The following is a 14,729-nucleotide window of genomic DNA, read 5'->3' as shown; positions in this document are numbered from 1 at the left end:
CTTTGGTCCCGAACCCCGGGACCATTCGGCACCCACCGCCCGACGGGCACCCGGCCCCGGCGACGGCGCGTTCCGGCGCGCACCGTGGCGGTCGTAGGGTCGACGCATGTCGCGGCAACGTTTCGAACAGGCCATGCAGCACATGCGGAAGAGCGACACGCAGGTCCGGGAGGACGCGTTCGACTTCCTGCGCGAGCACGCCGACGCGTATGTCGATGAGCTGATCGCGGAGTTCACGGCGGAGGAGGACCACGGCCTGCGCTGCTGGCTGCTGGAACTCATCGCCGAGGCCCGCTCCCCGAAGGCGCTCGGCCTGTTCCGCGATCAGCTGGAGGACATGGACGAGTCGTTGCGGTTCTGGGCGGTGCGAGGTCTGGAGATGCTCGACACCCGGGAGGCGGAGCAGACCCTCGACCAGGCGCGCGCGAACGGCTGGATCTCCTGACGGCACCCGCCCGCGTCGGAGGGCGCGGCGGCCAGGGGGACGTCGCCGGGCGCGGGGTCCTGCCGTTCAACCTTCCCGGACGAAGCCGTGGCGGGCCAGTTCGATCCCCGCGGGGACGCTGCCCGCGGCGGGGACGGCGGCGATGGTGACGAGTGGCGTCTCATACCAACATTTCATGATGTGTCAATTTATTGATATGTGGGCTACGATGACGACCGCGGAAGGGGGACGACCATGACCGGGCCGACGACCGGCTCCCCGGACGGGCCGCCGCAGCCGGACGAGGCGGCCGGGCCGTCCTGCGCCGCGGCCGTGGTCCAGCCCGGCGACAAGCTGCGCGACTTCCTCAAGGCCCTGGCCAGCGAGCAGCGCCAGCAGCTCATGGAACTGTTCGCCGGCGGTGCCGAACTCACCGTCGGCACGGTCGCCCGGCGCATGGGCATCGGCCAGTCCAACGCCTCGCAGCAGCTCGCGCTGCTCCGCCGCGGCGGCCTGCTGACCTCCCGCCGCGTCGGCAAGGAGGTCCGCTACCGCGTCGACGTCCCCACCGTCGAGAAGTCCCTGACCGAACTCCGGGACTACCTCCGCAGCTGCTGCCCGCCCCCTGCGGACTGACGCCGGCGCCCGGTCGGCCACGAACGGCCTCCTCGGCCCGACCCGGGACATGCGGCGGATCGGCCGATCCGCCGCGGTCAGGTACGGGCCGGGGTGGGCAGGGCGAACAGGCCGGACAGGCGGGTCAGCGCTTCGGGGATCACGCGGTAGTACACCCAGGTCCCGCGCCGCTCACCTTCGATCAGCCCGGCCTGGCGCAGCACCTTCAGGTGGTGGGAGATGGTCGGCGCGGTCAACTCGAACGGGCCCGTGAGGTCGCACACGCATGCCTCACCGCCCTCGACCGAGGCGATCAGGTTCAGCAGCCGCAGCCGGACGGGATCGGCCAGGGCCTTGAACACCCTGGCCAGGTCGGCCGCCTCGTCCGCGGGCATCACGGGGCCGCTCAGCGGCGCGCAGCAGACCGGAGCGGTGACGTCCTCGATCTCCATCAACTTAGACATGCCTCTAATTTGACATCCTTCTATCCAGTGATGCAAGCTGACCCTTGATTAGATGAACTTCGAATCAATCGAGGAGTCGCCATGACCGAGAAGCCCGAAAGTCCCGAGCCCGCCCCGTCCACCGCCGAGGGGAGCTGCTGCGGGGTCAATGCCTGCTGTACCGGCGCCGAGCAGGCCGTGAACCCCGGGGTCACCGTCCACCAGGCCAAGACCGAGGCCGGCTGCGGCTGCCTGCGGAGCAGCGACGACGACGCGGCCGGCGCGGGCGTCCCGGCCGGTGCCGGCTTCGCCTCCGGCCACGCGCACGGTCACGCCGGCGACTCCTGACCCGCCCGCTCATCCGCCCCCGGCAGACCGCGGCCGGGGGCGGGTGGGCGTCGCCCGGTCGGGTGGGAGATTTTCGCGCAATGTGTGACGCCCGATGACTTTCTGCCGTGCGGATGGTCCACAGGAGAGTGAGGCACACCGCCACGATTGGAACGCCGATGCACGAGCGGACGGGCACGCCGCGCCGGGCCCCGCGGGGCCGCGGGCTGATGGAGCGGGCGATCGGCTTCGCGCTGACGTCCGTCCAGGCGGTCACGCCGCAGATGCTGCCGCGCCGGACGCCGTGCGCGTCGTGGGACCTCGAGATGCTCCTGCTGCACCTGCGGGACTCGCTGACGGCGCTGAGCGAGGGCGCCTCCCTGGGGCGGGTCGGCATCGAACCGGCGTCGCTCGCCCGGGAGGACGATCCGGTGTCGGCCGTGCGGGTGAGCGCGGTCAGGTTGCTGAGGGCGTCCGGGGCGCTGGGGCGGGTCGAGATCGGTGACCGTTCGCTGGCCGGGGACCTGATGGCCGCCGCAGGGGCGATCGAGGTGGCCGTCCACGGCTGGGACATCGCACAGGCGTCGGGGGAGCGGCGCCCCGTCCCGCCGGGACTGGCGGACGACCTGCTGAAACTCTGCCCGCTGGTCGTGCCCGAGCCGCGCCGCCCGCTGTTCGACGAGCCGGTCGAGCCGGGTCCGGACGCCGACGCGGGCGAGCGGCTGATCGCCTATCTGGGGCGCAGGCCGTTGGGGTGAGGGTGCGGCGGCCCGTGAATGCGGGAAGAATCGGGCGCCTGCCGCTCTGAGGAGAGATCTGGTGAAATCTTCTGTTCCCCATGTGCATCCGGAGGCCCGCGAGAGGGTCATCGAGCTGGTCAGGCGGGGGAAGTACATTCCGGCCATCAAGTTCGTCCGGGAGGCCACGGGGGCCGGGCTGAAAGAGGCGAAGGAGTATGTGGACGGCCTGCGTGCCGAGGCGTTCGACAGGATGGTGCCGCCCGAGATCCAGGCCCGGGCGCGTGCGCTGATCATCGGAGGCAGGAAGAAGGACGCGGCGAAACTGGTCCGCAAGTACATCGGCCTTGATGCGCGGGCCGCGAAGGACTACGTCCGCGCCCTTCAGATGGGGCACCCGTCCACGCCGCCGGCCGCGCCGCACGGCGTGCTCTCGGACCGGGTGCGGGCGTTCAAGCACGCCGGAGACTACGAGTCGGCGGTCGCCCTGGTCTGCGCCGAGACGGGCATGGGACGCGACGAGGCGCAGCGCTTCGTCGACGCGCTGCGATAGCGGACGGTCACCGAGGATACCCATCGGCCCCGCGTGCGACTAGAATTCCGTTCGGTTCAGAGTGACCAGGTAAGACATTCGACTGTCCTGCCGCAGTGCCGGGCCGGGCGGGTGCCGAAGCGAAGGACCTTGGAGGGGCCATGGCGATCGCCATCAGCGAGGAACATCGTGAGCTGGCGCGGACGACCCGGACGTTCCTGCGCGACCACGGTGCGCGCGCCGCGAACCGGGCGCTGCTGGAGGCGGACAAGGAGACGCTGCCGGGCTTCTGGACGGAGTTCGCCGGCCTCGGGCTGCTCGGCCTGCACCTCCCCGAGGAGCACGGCGGCGGCGGTGCCGGGCTCCAGGAGCTGGTCGTGGTCGCCGAGGAACTCGGCCGCGCGGCCGCGCCCGGACCCTTCCTGCCGACGATGACGGCGTCCGCCGCGATCGCCGCGTCCGGCGGCGGCGAGCTGCGCGTCCGGCTGCTGCCCGGCCTGGCCTCCGGCGCGACACCCGCGGCTCTCGGCGTGGACGGCTCCGTGACGGTGCGGGACGGCGCCGCCTCCGGTGACGCCGGGGTGGTGCTCGGCGGCGGCCTCGCGGAACTGCTCGTCCTCGCCGCCGGCGACGACCTGGTCGTCGTGCGGGCGGACGCGGCGGGCGTCACCGTCGAGTTGCCCGGCAACCTCGACCCGTCCCGCCGCTCGGCCCGCGTCCGGCTCGACGGCGTGCCCGCCGAAGCCGTCCTCGCCGGCGCCAGGGCGCACGCCACCGCGATCGCCCGCACCCTCGCGTCCGCCGAGGCGGTCGGCGGTGCGCTCGAATGCGTGGAGACCTCGACCGAGTACGCCAAGGTGCGGCAGCAGTTCGGACGTCCGATCGCGACGTTCCAGGCCGTCAAGCACCACTGCGCGAACATGCTCGTCGCCGCCGAGATGGGCACGGCCGCGGTGTGGGACGCGGCGCGGGCGGCGTCCGGTCCGTCCGACCAGTTCGAGCTGGCCGCGGCCGTCGCGGCGGCGCTCGCGATCCCCGCGTTCACCGGCAACGCCGGCCTGAACATCCAGGTGCACGGCGGGATCGGCTTCACCTGGGAGCACGACGCGCACCTGCTGCTGCGCCGCGCCGCCACGCTGGAGGCGCTGTTCGACCCGCACGCCGCGGAGCGGGACGTGACGCGGCTGCGGACCGCGGGCGTCGTCCGGGAGGCGACCCTGGACCTGCCGCCCGAGGCCGAGGCGCAGCGCGGCCGGATCCGCGAACTGGCCCGCGAGATCGCCGCGCTGCCGGCCGGCGAGCAGCGGCACAAGCTCATCGAGACCGGGTACGTCCAGCCGCACTGGCCGCGCCCGTGGGGCGTGGAGGCGAGCGCCGGGCTGCAGCTCGTCATCGAGGACGAGTTCCGCGCCGCCGGCGTCAAACGCCCCCAGTACGGGATCACCGGCTGGGTGATCCTCACCCTGATCCAGCACGGCACGCAGGACCAGATCGACCGCTGGGTGCGTCCCGCGCTCACCGGCGACGAGATCTGGTGCCAGCTGTTCAGCGAGCCGGAGGCCGGGTCGGACGCGGCCGCCGTGAAGACCCGGGCCGTGAAGGTGGACGGCGGCTGGCTCGTCAACGGGCAGAAGGTCTGGACGAGCGGCGCGCACTACTGCCGCTGGGGTTTCGCGACCGTCCGCACCGACCCGGACGCCGCCAAGCACGCCGGCGTCACCATGGTCGTCGTCGACATGAGGCACCCCGGCGTCGAGGTCAGGCCGCTGCGCCAGACCACCGGCGACTCCGACTTCAACGAGGTCTTCTTCTCCGACGTCTTCGTCCCCGACGCCGACGTCGTCGGCACCCCGAACCAGGGCTGGTCGGTGGCCCGCGCGACGCTCGGCAACGAGCGGGTCAGCATCGGCGGAGGCGTCGGCGGCCCGCCCCGGCCCGACGTCTTCAAGCTCTACACCGAGCGCGGCGACCGCGTCCCCGCCGCCGCCGAACGCGTCGGCGCCTACGCGGCGGAGGAGCAGGCCCTCCGCCTGCTGAACCTCCGGTCCGCCGAACGGGCCGTCGTCGGCGGCGAGCCCGGCCCCGAGGGCAACATCACCAAGCTCGTCCTCGCCGAGCACGGCCACGCCACGGCCGACCTCCTCGCCGAGTTCGCGGGCCCGGACACGGCGTTCACCGACGGCCTCGGCCAGTTCGCCGGGCTGATGCGGCTCGGCTCCCGCGGCATGTCCATCGCCGGAGGGACGTCCGAGATCACCCGCAACCAGATCGGTGAGCGCATCCTCGGCCTGCCCCGCGACCCGCTCATCCGGTGATCCACCGGGTCGGCGCGCTCCGCTGAACTGCGGCGTGCCGCCCTTGTCGCAGCGTGTACAAGGGCGGCCCGCCGCAGATCAACGAATCGGTCAGGCGACAACACGCCGCCGGCCGGCGTGAGGGCGGTCAGCGGCGGCGGTTCCGCGGCTTCAGTGACGGGTTGCCGGACATGTGGTCGATGCCCGGTATGTCCGTACCCGGCGGGACGACCTCGTCGATGGCGTCGAGGACGCCGCCGTCAAGGCGGACGTCGGCGCCGGCGAGCAGGTCGTCAAGCTGCTCCATCGTCTTCGGCCCGATGATGGTCGAGGTGATGGCCGGGTGCTCGGTGACGAACCCGAGCGCCAGATGGGTCATCGAGAGGCCCGCGTCGCCGGCGATCCTCTCCAGGCGCTCGGCGGCGTCGAAGCGGGCGGGCGCGTCCGGGTTCTGGTCGAGCCCGCCGCGGCGGCTGAAACGGGAGCCGTCGGGGGCCTGCTCGCCGCGCCGGTACTTGCCGGTCAGCCAGCCCCCGGCCAGCGGGCTCCACGGAATGACGCCCATGCCGTGCCGCCGGGCGGCGGGCAGCATGTCCGTCTCGATCGAACGCGCGAAGATCGAGTACTGGGGCTGCTCGCACACGAACCGCGCGGTGTTGCGCCGGTCGGCGGCCCACTGCGCCTCGACGATCCAGTCCGCCGGGAACGACGACGACCCGAGGTAGAGGACCTTGCCCTGGCGGACGAGGTCGTCCAGCGCCCCGAGCGTCTCGTCCAGATCGGTTGCCCAGTCGTGCCGGTGCATCTGGTACAGGTCGATGTGGTCGGTCCCCAGCCGGCGGAGGCTGTCCTCCACCGCCCGGACGATCCAGCGCCGCGACCCGCCGCGCCGGTTGCGGTCCTCGCCCATCGGGTTGAAGAACTTGGTGGCGAGGACGATGTCGTCCCGCCGCCCCTTGATGGCGCGGCCCACGATCTCTTCGCTCTTGCCGTTCGAGTAGATGTCGGCGGTGTCGATGAAGTTGACGCCCGCGTCCAGGGCCCGGTGGACGATGCGCTCGCACTCGTCGTAGTCGGCGTTGCCGATCGTCCCGAACATCATGGCGCCGAGACACTGCGTGCTGACTCGAACGCCCGTCCGGCCGAGTCTCCGGTACTCCATGAAGATGTGCTCCCTTGGTAGTTCCTCTCGACGTTAGAACCTGGAGCACGCTCAAGGTCAAGGGGCGCTCATCGCCTCGCCGTGCGAAGTCAGGTGTCGGCGAGCCAGTCGTACCAGGTGTCGAGGCCGTCGCCGCGGGTGGCGGAGACGGGGAGCAGGCGCAGGCCGGGGCGGACGCGGCGGGCCGCGTCCCGGCAGGCGTCGACGTCGAAGTCCACGTACGGCAGCAGGTCGATCTTGTTGAGGAGCAGGACGTCCGCGCCGCGGAACATGTGCGGGTACTTCAGCGGCTTGTCGGCGCCCTCGGTGACCGACATCAGCACGACCCGGGCGCGCTCGCCGAGGTCGAACAGCGCGGGGCAGACGAGGTTGCCGACGTTCTCGATGAACACCGTCGAGCCGTCCGGCGGCTCCAGCGCGGACAGGGCGCCGGCCACCATCGCGGCGTCGAGATGGCAGCCGGAACCGGTGTTGACCTGGACGGTGCGTGCTCCCGCGGCGGCGAGGCGGCGCGCGTCCAGCAGCGTCTCCTGATCGCCTTCGATCACCGAGACCGGGCGGGACGTGCCCAGGTCGGCGACCGTCCGCTCCAGCAGGGTCGTCTTGCCGGAGCCGGGTGAGCTCATCATGTTGAGCGCGAGGACGCCGCGTTCGGCGAGCCACGCCCGGTTCCGCCCGGCCAGGTCGTCGTTGTGCGCCAGGACCCTCTGGCCCAGCGGCACGACGTGGGCGTGAGCGGGGCCGTGGTCGTGGTCGTGTGCGGGGGCGCGGTCATGCGCGGGATCGTGGCCCAGGTCGTGGTCCGGTGCCGTCAGGGTCGTCAGGCGCGGGGCGCCGGCCGCGTCGCATCCGCAGGTCTCACACATCGTCGGTGACCTCCACCGCCTTGATCGTCAGTTCGGCGCCGCCGCTGATCGTCACGTCGGCGCTGCCGCACGGGCACACGGCGAGGGCGTGGTGTGCGGGGAAGGACGTCCCGCAGCTCGCGCAGCTCCCCGTCCCGTCGGGTTCGGTGATGTCGAGCCGCGCGCCCTCCACGCAGGTGCCCTCGCCCGCGAGTTCGAAGCAGAATCGCACGGCGTCCGGCATGACACCGGAAAGTCTCCCTATTTCGAGATGGACGACCGCCACCCGCGAATCGGGCAATTGCGTAGAAATCGCAGCTATGACGCTCTCCGTCACCGCCAATTCGTGCACGCTCATCCTCCGTCGGTCTCGTTGCGCACGCGCGTTTCTGGTGCCCCGATCTTCCCTGGTCGAACGCTGTGTTTACCGAGTCGATGCACTTGTTTGGGGGGCTTTTCGGCCGGTGTTTCGGGCCGTTCCCGCAGGGCAGGCCGAATTGGTAATGATCTCTACCGGTCGGGGAGGAAGCGATGGTGAGCGTCGCACCGGCGCAGCCGCAGACTGAGGAGATCCACATTCTGTGGACGTCCGAGGGGATGAGCTGCGACGGGGACACGATCTCGGTGACCGCGGCCTCGCTGCCGAGCATCGAGGACGTGGTCCTCGGAGCGATACCGGGCCTGCCGAAGGTCCACCTGCACAACAAGGTGCTCGCCTACGAGAACGGCGCCGAGTTCATGGAGGCCTTCCACCAGGCCGCGCGGGGCGAGCTGGAGCCGTTCATCTTCGTCGTCGAGGGGTCGATCCCGAACGAGAACATCAACGGGGACGGCTACTGGACGTCGATGGGCAACGACCCCGAGACCGGTGAGCCGATCACCCTGAACACCTGGATCGACCGGCTCGCGCCGAAGGCGTGGGCGGTGGTGGCCGCGGGGACGTGCGCGACCTACGGCGGCATCCACGCGATGGCCGGCAACCCGACCGGGTGCATGGGCCTCGCCGACTACCTCGGCTGGGACTTCCGCTCCGCGGGCGGCCTGCCGATCGTGAACGTGCCGGGCTGCCCCGTCCAGCCGGACAACTTCATGGAGACGCTGCTGTGGGTGCTGCACCAGGCGGCCGGGCTGGCGCCGGTGATCCCGCTGGACGAGCAGCTCCGTCCGACGTGGCTGTTCGGCAAGACCGTCCACGAGGGCTGCGACCGGGCCGCCTACTACGAGCAGGCCGACTTCGCGCGCGACTACAACTCGCCGAAGTGCCAGGTGAAGGTGGGCTGCTGGGGCCCGGTGGTGAACTGCAACGTCACCAAGCGCGGCTGGATGGACGGCGTCGGCGGCTGCCCGAACGTCGGCGGCATCTGCATCGGCTGCACCATGCCCGGCTTCCCGGACAAGTTCATGCCGTTCATGGACGAGCCGCCCGGCGCGAGCCTGTCCTCGACGCTGCTGCGGACGTACGGGCCGTTCATCCGGACGATGCGGTCGATCACCAACAGGGGAGCGAACAAGGAACCCAAGTGGCGCCACAACCGCGAACGGCTGACCAGCGGCTACCAGCCCCGCTGGCCGCACCACTGAGGCCGGACGAGCCCGCTACCGAAAGGCCGCGTGAATGAAGCAGGGCACTCAGGCAAGAAGCGACATGTCCCCCGGCCAGGGGGGTCTCGTCGAGGTCGCGTTCGACCCGATCACCCGGATCGTCGGCAACCTCGGCATCTACACCAAGATTGACTTCGCCAACCGGGAGGTGGCCGAGTGCAAGAGCACCTCGTCCATCTTCCGCGGCTACAGCGTGTTCATGAAGGGCAAGGACCCGCGCGACGCGCACTTCATCACCAGCCGCATCTGCGGCATCTGCGGTGACAACCATGCGACCTGCTCCGTCTACGCACAGAACATGGCGTACGGGGTCAAGCCGCCGCCGCTCGCCGACTGGATCATCAACCTCGGCGAGGCCGCCGAGTTCATGTTCGACCACACGATCTTCCAGGACAACCTGGTCTTCGTCGACTTCTGCGAGCGGATGGTCGCCGAGACGAACCCGGGCCTTCTGGCGACGGCCAAGAACACCGAGGCGCCGCGCGGTTCCGTCCACGGCTTCCGCACGATCGCCGATCTGATGGCCGCGTTCAACCCGTTCGAGGGGTCGGTCTACAAGGAGGCCCTGCAGCTCAGCCGCATCACCCGCGAGATGATCTGCCTGATGGAGGGCCGGCACGTCCACCCGTCCACGCTGTATCCGGGCGGTGTCGGCACGGTCGCGACACCGCAGGTGTTCACCGACTATCTCGTCCGGCTGACCCGCTGCCTCGACTTCATCAAGCGGGCCGTCGCGATGAACGACGACATCTTCGACTTCTTCCTCGACGCGATGCCCGGCTACGACCAGGTGGGACGGCGGCGGACGCTGCTCGGCTGCTGGGGCGCGTTCCAGAACCCGGACGTCGTCGACTACGACTACCGGCACATGTCCGAGTGGGGACGGGCCGCGTTCGTCACGCCGGGAATCGTCGTGGACGGGCGGCTCGTCACGACCGACCTGGTCGACATCAACCTCGGCATGCGGATCATGCTGGGCAGCTCGTACTACGACGACTGGACGAACGAGGAGACGTTCGTCAAGGAGGACCCGCTCGGCAACCCCATCGACAAGCGGCACCCGTGGAACCAGACGACGCTGCCGCACCCGCAGAAACGCGACCTCGACGGCGGGAAGTACAGCTGGGTCGTCAGCCCGCGCTGGCTGGACCCGTCGTCCGGCGACCACCTCGCCCTCGACACCGGCGGCGGGCCGCTCGCCCGGCTGTGGGCGACTTCGCTGGCCGGCGAGGTGGACACGCCGTACGTGCGCTCGACCGGGCACAGCGTCCAGATCGACCTGCCGAAGACGCCCGGCATGCCGGAGGTCAACCTGGAGTGGACGCCGCCGCAGTACGCCAACACCATCGAACGCGACCGGGCCCGCGCGTACTTCATCGCCTACTCGGCGGCGATGGCGCTGTACTTCGCCGAGAAGGCGCTGGACGAGGTCCGGGCCGGGCGGACGAAGGTGTTCTCCGACTTCGAGGTCCCGGACGAGGCCATCGGCGTCGGGTTCCACGAGGCCGTCCGGGGTGTGCTGTCGCACCACCTCGTCATCCGCGACGGCAAGATCGCGAACTACCAGCCGTACCCGCCGACGCCGTGGAACGCCAGCCCGCGCGACTCCAACGGCGTGCCCGGCCCGTACGAGGACGCCGTCCAGGGCACGCCGATCTTCGAGGAGAACGGCCCGGACGACTTCAAGGGCATCGACATCATGCGGACGGTCCGCAGCTTCGACCCGTGCCTGCCGTGCGGCGTCCACATGTACGTGGGCAACGGCCGGACGATCGAGCAGCGCCACTCGCCGATGTTCGGTGAGCAGTCGGCGTTCGCCGAGCGGCCGATGGACGGGCAGGACTGATGGTCTGGGACGACGAGCGCGTCCGCGAGCACGTCCGGCACCTTGAGGGGCTGCTCGGACGGCTCGACCCCGCCGCGGCCCCGGCCGTCCAGGCCCTGGTGGACCTGTACGGGGAGGCCCTCGACCGGGTCGTGCGGCTCGCCGCGGACGCGGCGCCCGCGCTGATCGGGGACGAGCTGATATCCCACCTGCTGCTCATGCACGGCCTGCATCCGGAAACCCCGGAAACGCGGGTGCGGCGGGCACTCGGCGGGCTTGAGGGGTTCCTGGCCAAGCACCGCACGTCCGTGGAGCTGGCGGGGATCGAGGGCCCGGCCGTCCGGCTGAGCGTCGCGACGGAGGGCCGCGCCGCCGCGCCCCGCCCGGTGATGGACGCGGTCGAACGGGCGGTGCGGGCCGCGGCGCCGGAGCTGGAGCGCGTCGACGTCGAGGAGCCGGCGCCGGAACCGGTGCTCATCCCGCTGGACCAGCTGCGGAGCCGCGTATGACGTCCGGGCTGTGCACCCCGCGGCTGGCGGCGCTGGCCGGGTCGCCGTCCTCGCCTTCACCGGCGCACGCCGAGACCGCCGGGACCGCCGAAGCGACCGGGACCGCCGAAGCCACCGGGACCGCCGGGCCGGCCGCGCCCGCGGAGAAATGCGAGCTGTGCGCCGAGCCTCTGCACGACGCCCACCGGCACCTTCTCGACCTGGAGAAGGACGAGCTGCTGTGCGCGTGCGGAGCGTGCGCCATCCTGTTCGACGACCAGTCGGCGGGCGGGCGGCACTACCGGCTCGTCCCGGCCGGACGGCGCGAACTGACCGGCTTCCACCTGGACGGGCCCCTGTGGGCGGCCCTCGGCGTTCCGGTCGACCTGGCGTTCTTCTCCGTGACCGCGCTGGGAGAGGTGTCGGCCCGCTATCCGAGCCTGGCCGGCGCGCTGCACGCCACCGTCCATCCCGACAGCTGGCGGCGCCTGGTGGAGGCCAACCCCGTCCTGGAGGACCTGCGCGCGGACGTGGAGGCCCTCGTCGTCCACCGCGCCCATCAACACCGCGCCCATCCAAACCGCGCCAACCGTCACCGGGCTCAGCGGGCCGCCGAGCACTGGATCCTCCCGATCGACGACTGCTACCGGCTGACGGCCCTGCTGCGGGAGCACTGGACCGGTTTCGGCGGCGGCGACGCCGTCTGGGACCACATCAGCGGCTTCTTCGAAGAGATGAGGGGAGAACGATGATCAAGGTCGGCAGACCCGACGTCCGGCCCGACAAGCCGTCGCACGTCAAGGGCGTCGCGGAGGGCAACAGCATCGGCAACTACGAGAAACAGGACGGGCACCTGCCGGACGGCACCTCGACCGCGCGCCGTTCCACCGGGATCAACGCGTCCGCCCGGGGACCGATCCTCGACTCGATGCCCAACCTGTCGCCGGCATGAGCGGGGCACCGGAACTGGGCCTCGACCTGCTCGGCATCGAACCGGAGACGTTCGCGGCGACGCCGACGCTGAACCTGCGGATCGGGCTGCGGCGGCTGGACGGCGGACCCGTCCAGTGCGTCCTGCTCACCACGACCGTCACGATCGCGGCCGCGCGCCGCGCCTACGACGACGTCGAGCGGGAGCGGCTCGCCGGCGTGTTCGGCGAGCCGGACATGTGGGACAGGTCGCTGCACGGGCTGACGTGGGGACGCGTCGGCGCGACCGTCCCGACGTTCCGCGGCGAGGCGGAGGTGACGCTCGCGCTCGCGTGCGGGCACGACATGCAGGTCGCGGCCGACCGCTACCTGCACGCGCTGCGCGGCGGCGACGTCCCGCTCGACCTCACCTTCAACGGCACCGTCTTCTACCCGGGCGAGGACGGGAGGCTGCGCACCGGGCAGATCCCGTGGCACCACGAGGCCACCGGGCGGCTTCCCGTCCAGGCGTGGCGGGACCTGATGGACCGCTACTACGGGTCCGCCCGCTGGCTCCGCCTGGACGACGACTGCTTCGGCCGCCTGGCCGCATACCGGGCACGGCGGGCCCACTCCTCCTTCGACGACACGGTCGACGAACTTCTCCGCAGGGCCGAGGCGCTGCGTGCGGACGAGGAACTGCGAGAGGAGAGCGAGTGGACTGCGTGAGGGCGGTCGCGGACGTCGTCCTTTACGAGGGCTACCTGCTGTGGCCCTACCGGCGGTCCGCGCTGAAGAACCAGCAGAGGTGGACGATCGGCGGCGTCTATCCGCGCCCGTACGCCGAACGGACCGGCGACCATTCGACGGTCCGCGCCGAGTTCCTCCTGGAAACCGGGTTCCTCACGGACACGGGGTTTCCCACGGACACCGGGTTCCCCACGGACACGGCGGGCTCCGGCCCGGACGTCGAGTTCACGCTGCGGTTCCTGCACGCGGTGCACCGCCAGGTCATGGACGGCGACGCCCCGGTGGACGAGATCCGCGACGGGGACGAGACGTTCACGACATGGCAGGAGGCCCGTGAACGCGAGATCACCAGCGGCCGGGTCTCCGTGGCGCGCCTGCTCCGCTCTCCCGTCCGGGTCCCGGTCGCGGTCGCGGCGGGCGCCGAGGACGAGGAGATCGGCGGCGCCGCCCGTTTCACGCGCCTGTGGCAGCGGGTGGACGGGACGATCGAGATCTCGGCCGCCGAGGCCGGGGACGGCGCCGTGCGGCTCAGGGTCGAGGTCGTCAACACCGGTTCCGCCGAAGACCGTGACGGCGCCGTCCACGCGGGGATGCTGTGCGCCCACGTGGTGGCGCGGGCGGGCGGCGGCGCGGCGTTCGTCTCGCTGACCGACCCGCCCGCGCGGATGGCCGAGGCCGCCGCCGCATGCGCGAGCGACGGGCTGTGGCCGGTGCTCGCGGGCTCGCCGGGAAGCCACGACACCGTCCTCGCCGCGCCGATCGTCCTCTACGACTGGCCGCAGGTCGCACCGGAGAGCCCGGGGGACATGTTCGACGGAACCGAGATCGACCGGCTGCTCATCCTCAGCGTGCTCAGCCTCAGCGACGACGAGCGGCGGGAGATGGCGGCCACCGACCCGAGGGCGGCGCAGATCCTGGAACGCTGCGGCGCCCTCTCGTCCGACGAACTGCTCACGCTGCACGGCACCATGCGCGACCCGCGGAAGGACGTCTGGTGACGGGGGACGCCAGAGCCGTCGTGGACGGGACGGAGATGTCGCAGGGCAGCCGGGTCCGGCTCCGCCCGCGCGGCGGCGCGGACATCTTCGACCTCGCCCTCGTCGGCCGCACCGCCACCGTCGAGCGCGTCGAGGAGGACATGGAGGGCGGCCTGCACCTGGTCGTCGCGGTCGACGACGACCCCGGCCGGGACCTCGGCGCCAGGGGCCAGCTCGGGCACCGCTTCTTCGTCGGCCTGGACGAGGTCGAACCGCTGCCGGTGGACGGGCCGTCCCGCACGGTGCTCGTCGCGGGCATCGGCAACGTGTTCCACGGCGACGACGGCTTCGGCGTCGAGGCCGTCCGGCGGCTGAAGACCCGGCCCGTACCGCCCGGCGTGGACGTCACCGACTTCGGCATCCGCGGCATCGACCTCATGTACGCGCTCGGCGACGGCTACGAGACCGTCGTCCTGGTCGACGCGTCGGCGCGCGGCCACGCGCCCGGCACCGTCTCGCTCATCGAGCCGGACACCCGCGACCCGGACGGCTTCGACTTCGGCGCCACGGTCGACGCGCACGGGCTCGACCCCGCGAAGGTGCTGCGCCTCGCCGGCGACAACGGATGGGTGCCCGCCCGGATCCTGCTCGTCGCGTGCGAGCCGTCGTCGCAGACGACGGACGCCACATGGGAGATGGAGCTCAGCCCCCCGGTCGCCGCGGCCGTGGACGAGGCCGTCCGGCTGATCGAGGGACTGCTGGCGAAGGAACTCGCATAGAGACCCGCAAAGGAGGGAGA

18 protein-coding genes are annotated in these 14,729 nt (G+C 71.6%); 14 read left to right on the top strand and 4 right to left on the bottom strand.

The features are described from left to right. Window positions 1–106: 106 nt before the first annotated feature. Both ACGFK0_RS28735 and ACGFK0_RS28730 read left to right on the top strand, forming a co-directional pair. Window positions 107–445 carry a HEAT repeat domain-containing protein gene (locus tag ACGFK0_RS28735; RefSeq protein ID WP_392910309.1) on the top strand — a complete coding sequence of 113 codons (339 nt, stop codon included), beginning with the start codon at window positions 107–109 and terminating at the stop codon, window positions 443–445. A gap of 234 nt (window positions 446–679) precedes the next feature. Further along, the gene (locus ACGFK0_RS28730) at window positions 680–1,060 is read left to right on the top strand and encodes an ArsR/SmtB family transcription factor (protein ID WP_392910307.1); all 381 of its coding nucleotides are present in this window, start codon (window positions 680–682) and stop codon (window positions 1,058–1,060) included. Window positions 1,061–1,137: 77 nt separating this feature from the next. On the opposite strand, the gene ACGFK0_RS28725 is transcribed toward ACGFK0_RS28730, so the two are convergent. After that, a complete protein-coding gene (locus ACGFK0_RS28725; RefSeq protein WP_392910305.1) occupies window positions 1,138–1,503 on the bottom strand; it encodes a metalloregulator ArsR/SmtB family transcription factor in 366 nt (121 codons plus the stop codon). A gap of 81 nt (window positions 1,504–1,584) precedes the next feature. On the opposite strand from ACGFK0_RS28725, the gene ACGFK0_RS28720 reads away from it, so the two are divergent. The 4 genes from ACGFK0_RS28720 to ACGFK0_RS28705 all read left to right on the top strand — a co-directional run bounded on the left by ACGFK0_RS28720 (window position 1,585) and on the right by ACGFK0_RS28705 (window position 5,393). Beyond that, window positions 1,585–1,830, top strand: a complete 246-nt coding sequence (locus ACGFK0_RS28720) for a hypothetical protein (protein WP_392910303.1) — start codon at window positions 1,585–1,587, stop codon at window positions 1,828–1,830. 158 nt (window positions 1,831–1,988) lie between these two features. Further along, entirely contained in the window at window positions 1,989–2,567 is a 579-nt protein-coding gene (locus ACGFK0_RS28715; protein ID WP_392910301.1) for a TIGR03086 family metal-binding protein, read from the top strand. A gap of 61 nt (window positions 2,568–2,628) precedes the next feature. After that, entirely contained in the window at window positions 2,629–3,099 is a 471-nt protein-coding gene (locus ACGFK0_RS28710; RefSeq protein WP_392910299.1) for a ribosomal protein L7/L12, read from the top strand. 140 nt (window positions 3,100–3,239) lie between these two features. Further along, entirely contained in the window at window positions 3,240–5,393 is a 2,154-nt protein-coding gene (locus ACGFK0_RS28705) for an acyl-CoA dehydrogenase (RefSeq protein ID WP_392910296.1), read from the top strand. Window positions 5,394–5,520: 127 nt separating this feature from the next. Here the strand turns inward: ACGFK0_RS28705 and ACGFK0_RS28700 are convergent, their stop codons facing one another. From ACGFK0_RS28700 to ACGFK0_RS28690, 3 genes are all read right to left on the bottom strand, one after another. Next, a complete protein-coding gene (locus ACGFK0_RS28700) occupies window positions 5,521–6,534 on the bottom strand; it encodes an aldo/keto reductase (protein WP_392910294.1) in 1,014 nt (337 codons plus the stop codon). Between the two features lie 89 nt (window positions 6,535–6,623). Then, window positions 6,624–7,400 carry a hydrogenase nickel incorporation protein HypB gene (gene hypB, locus ACGFK0_RS28695; protein WP_392910292.1) on the bottom strand — a complete coding sequence of 259 codons (777 nt, stop codon included), beginning with the start codon at window positions 7,398–7,400 and terminating at the stop codon, window positions 6,624–6,626. Beyond that, complete coding sequence (locus ACGFK0_RS28690; RefSeq protein WP_392910290.1) at window positions 7,393–7,737, bottom strand: hydrogenase maturation nickel metallochaperone HypA; 345 nt, start codon at window positions 7,735–7,737, stop codon at window positions 7,393–7,395. Before ACGFK0_RS28690 ends, hypB begins: the two co-directional genes overlap by 8 nt. A 173-nt stretch (window positions 7,738–7,910) precedes the next feature. On the opposite strand from ACGFK0_RS28690, the gene ACGFK0_RS28685 reads away from it, so the two are divergent. From ACGFK0_RS28685 to ACGFK0_RS28650, 8 genes are all read left to right on the top strand, one after another. Next, on the top strand, window positions 7,911–8,960 hold the full coding sequence (locus ACGFK0_RS28685; protein WP_392910288.1) for a hydrogenase expression protein HypE: 1,050 nt from the start codon (window positions 7,911–7,913) through the stop codon (window positions 8,958–8,960). A gap of 64 nt (window positions 8,961–9,024) precedes the next feature. Further along, a complete protein-coding gene (locus tag ACGFK0_RS28680; protein ID WP_392910286.1) occupies window positions 9,025–10,827 on the top strand; it encodes a nickel-dependent hydrogenase large subunit in 1,803 nt (600 codons plus the stop codon). Then, window positions 10,827–11,315, top strand: coding sequence for a hypothetical protein (locus ACGFK0_RS28675; RefSeq protein WP_392910284.1), 489 nt, complete (start codon window positions 10,827–10,829; stop codon window positions 11,313–11,315). Before ACGFK0_RS28680 ends, ACGFK0_RS28675 begins: the two co-directional genes overlap by 1 nt. Continuing rightward, complete coding sequence (locus tag ACGFK0_RS28670) at window positions 11,312–12,046, top strand: DUF5947 family protein (protein WP_392910282.1); 735 nt, start codon at window positions 11,312–11,314, stop codon at window positions 12,044–12,046. Before ACGFK0_RS28675 ends, ACGFK0_RS28670 begins: the two co-directional genes overlap by 4 nt. Then, window positions 12,043–12,246: a hypothetical protein gene (locus tag ACGFK0_RS28665; RefSeq protein WP_392910280.1), complete on the top strand. Its 204-nt coding sequence runs from the start codon at window positions 12,043–12,045 to the stop codon at window positions 12,244–12,246. Before ACGFK0_RS28670 ends, ACGFK0_RS28665 begins: the two co-directional genes overlap by 4 nt. After that, window positions 12,243–12,932: a DUF6084 family protein gene (locus ACGFK0_RS28660; protein WP_392910278.1), complete on the top strand. Its 690-nt coding sequence runs from the start codon at window positions 12,243–12,245 to the stop codon at window positions 12,930–12,932. Before ACGFK0_RS28665 ends, ACGFK0_RS28660 begins: the two co-directional genes overlap by 4 nt. Further along, window positions 12,920–13,951, top strand: coding sequence for a hypothetical protein (locus tag ACGFK0_RS28655; RefSeq protein ID WP_392910276.1), 1,032 nt, complete (start codon window positions 12,920–12,922; stop codon window positions 13,949–13,951). Before ACGFK0_RS28660 ends, ACGFK0_RS28655 begins: the two co-directional genes overlap by 13 nt. Continuing rightward, window positions 13,948–14,709, top strand: coding sequence for a hydrogenase maturation protease (locus ACGFK0_RS28650; protein ID WP_392910274.1), 762 nt, complete (start codon window positions 13,948–13,950; stop codon window positions 14,707–14,709). Before ACGFK0_RS28655 ends, ACGFK0_RS28650 begins: the two co-directional genes overlap by 4 nt. Window positions 14,710–14,729 lie beyond the last annotated feature (20 nt).

Origin of the sequence: Spirillospora sp. NPDC048823 (genome assembly GCF_043198445.1) — a bacterium.
In the GTDB taxonomy this organism is placed as follows: domain Bacteria; phylum Actinomycetota; class Actinomycetes; order Streptosporangiales; family Streptosporangiaceae; genus Spirillospora.
This window is presented reverse-complemented; position numbering and strand designations above follow the sequence as displayed.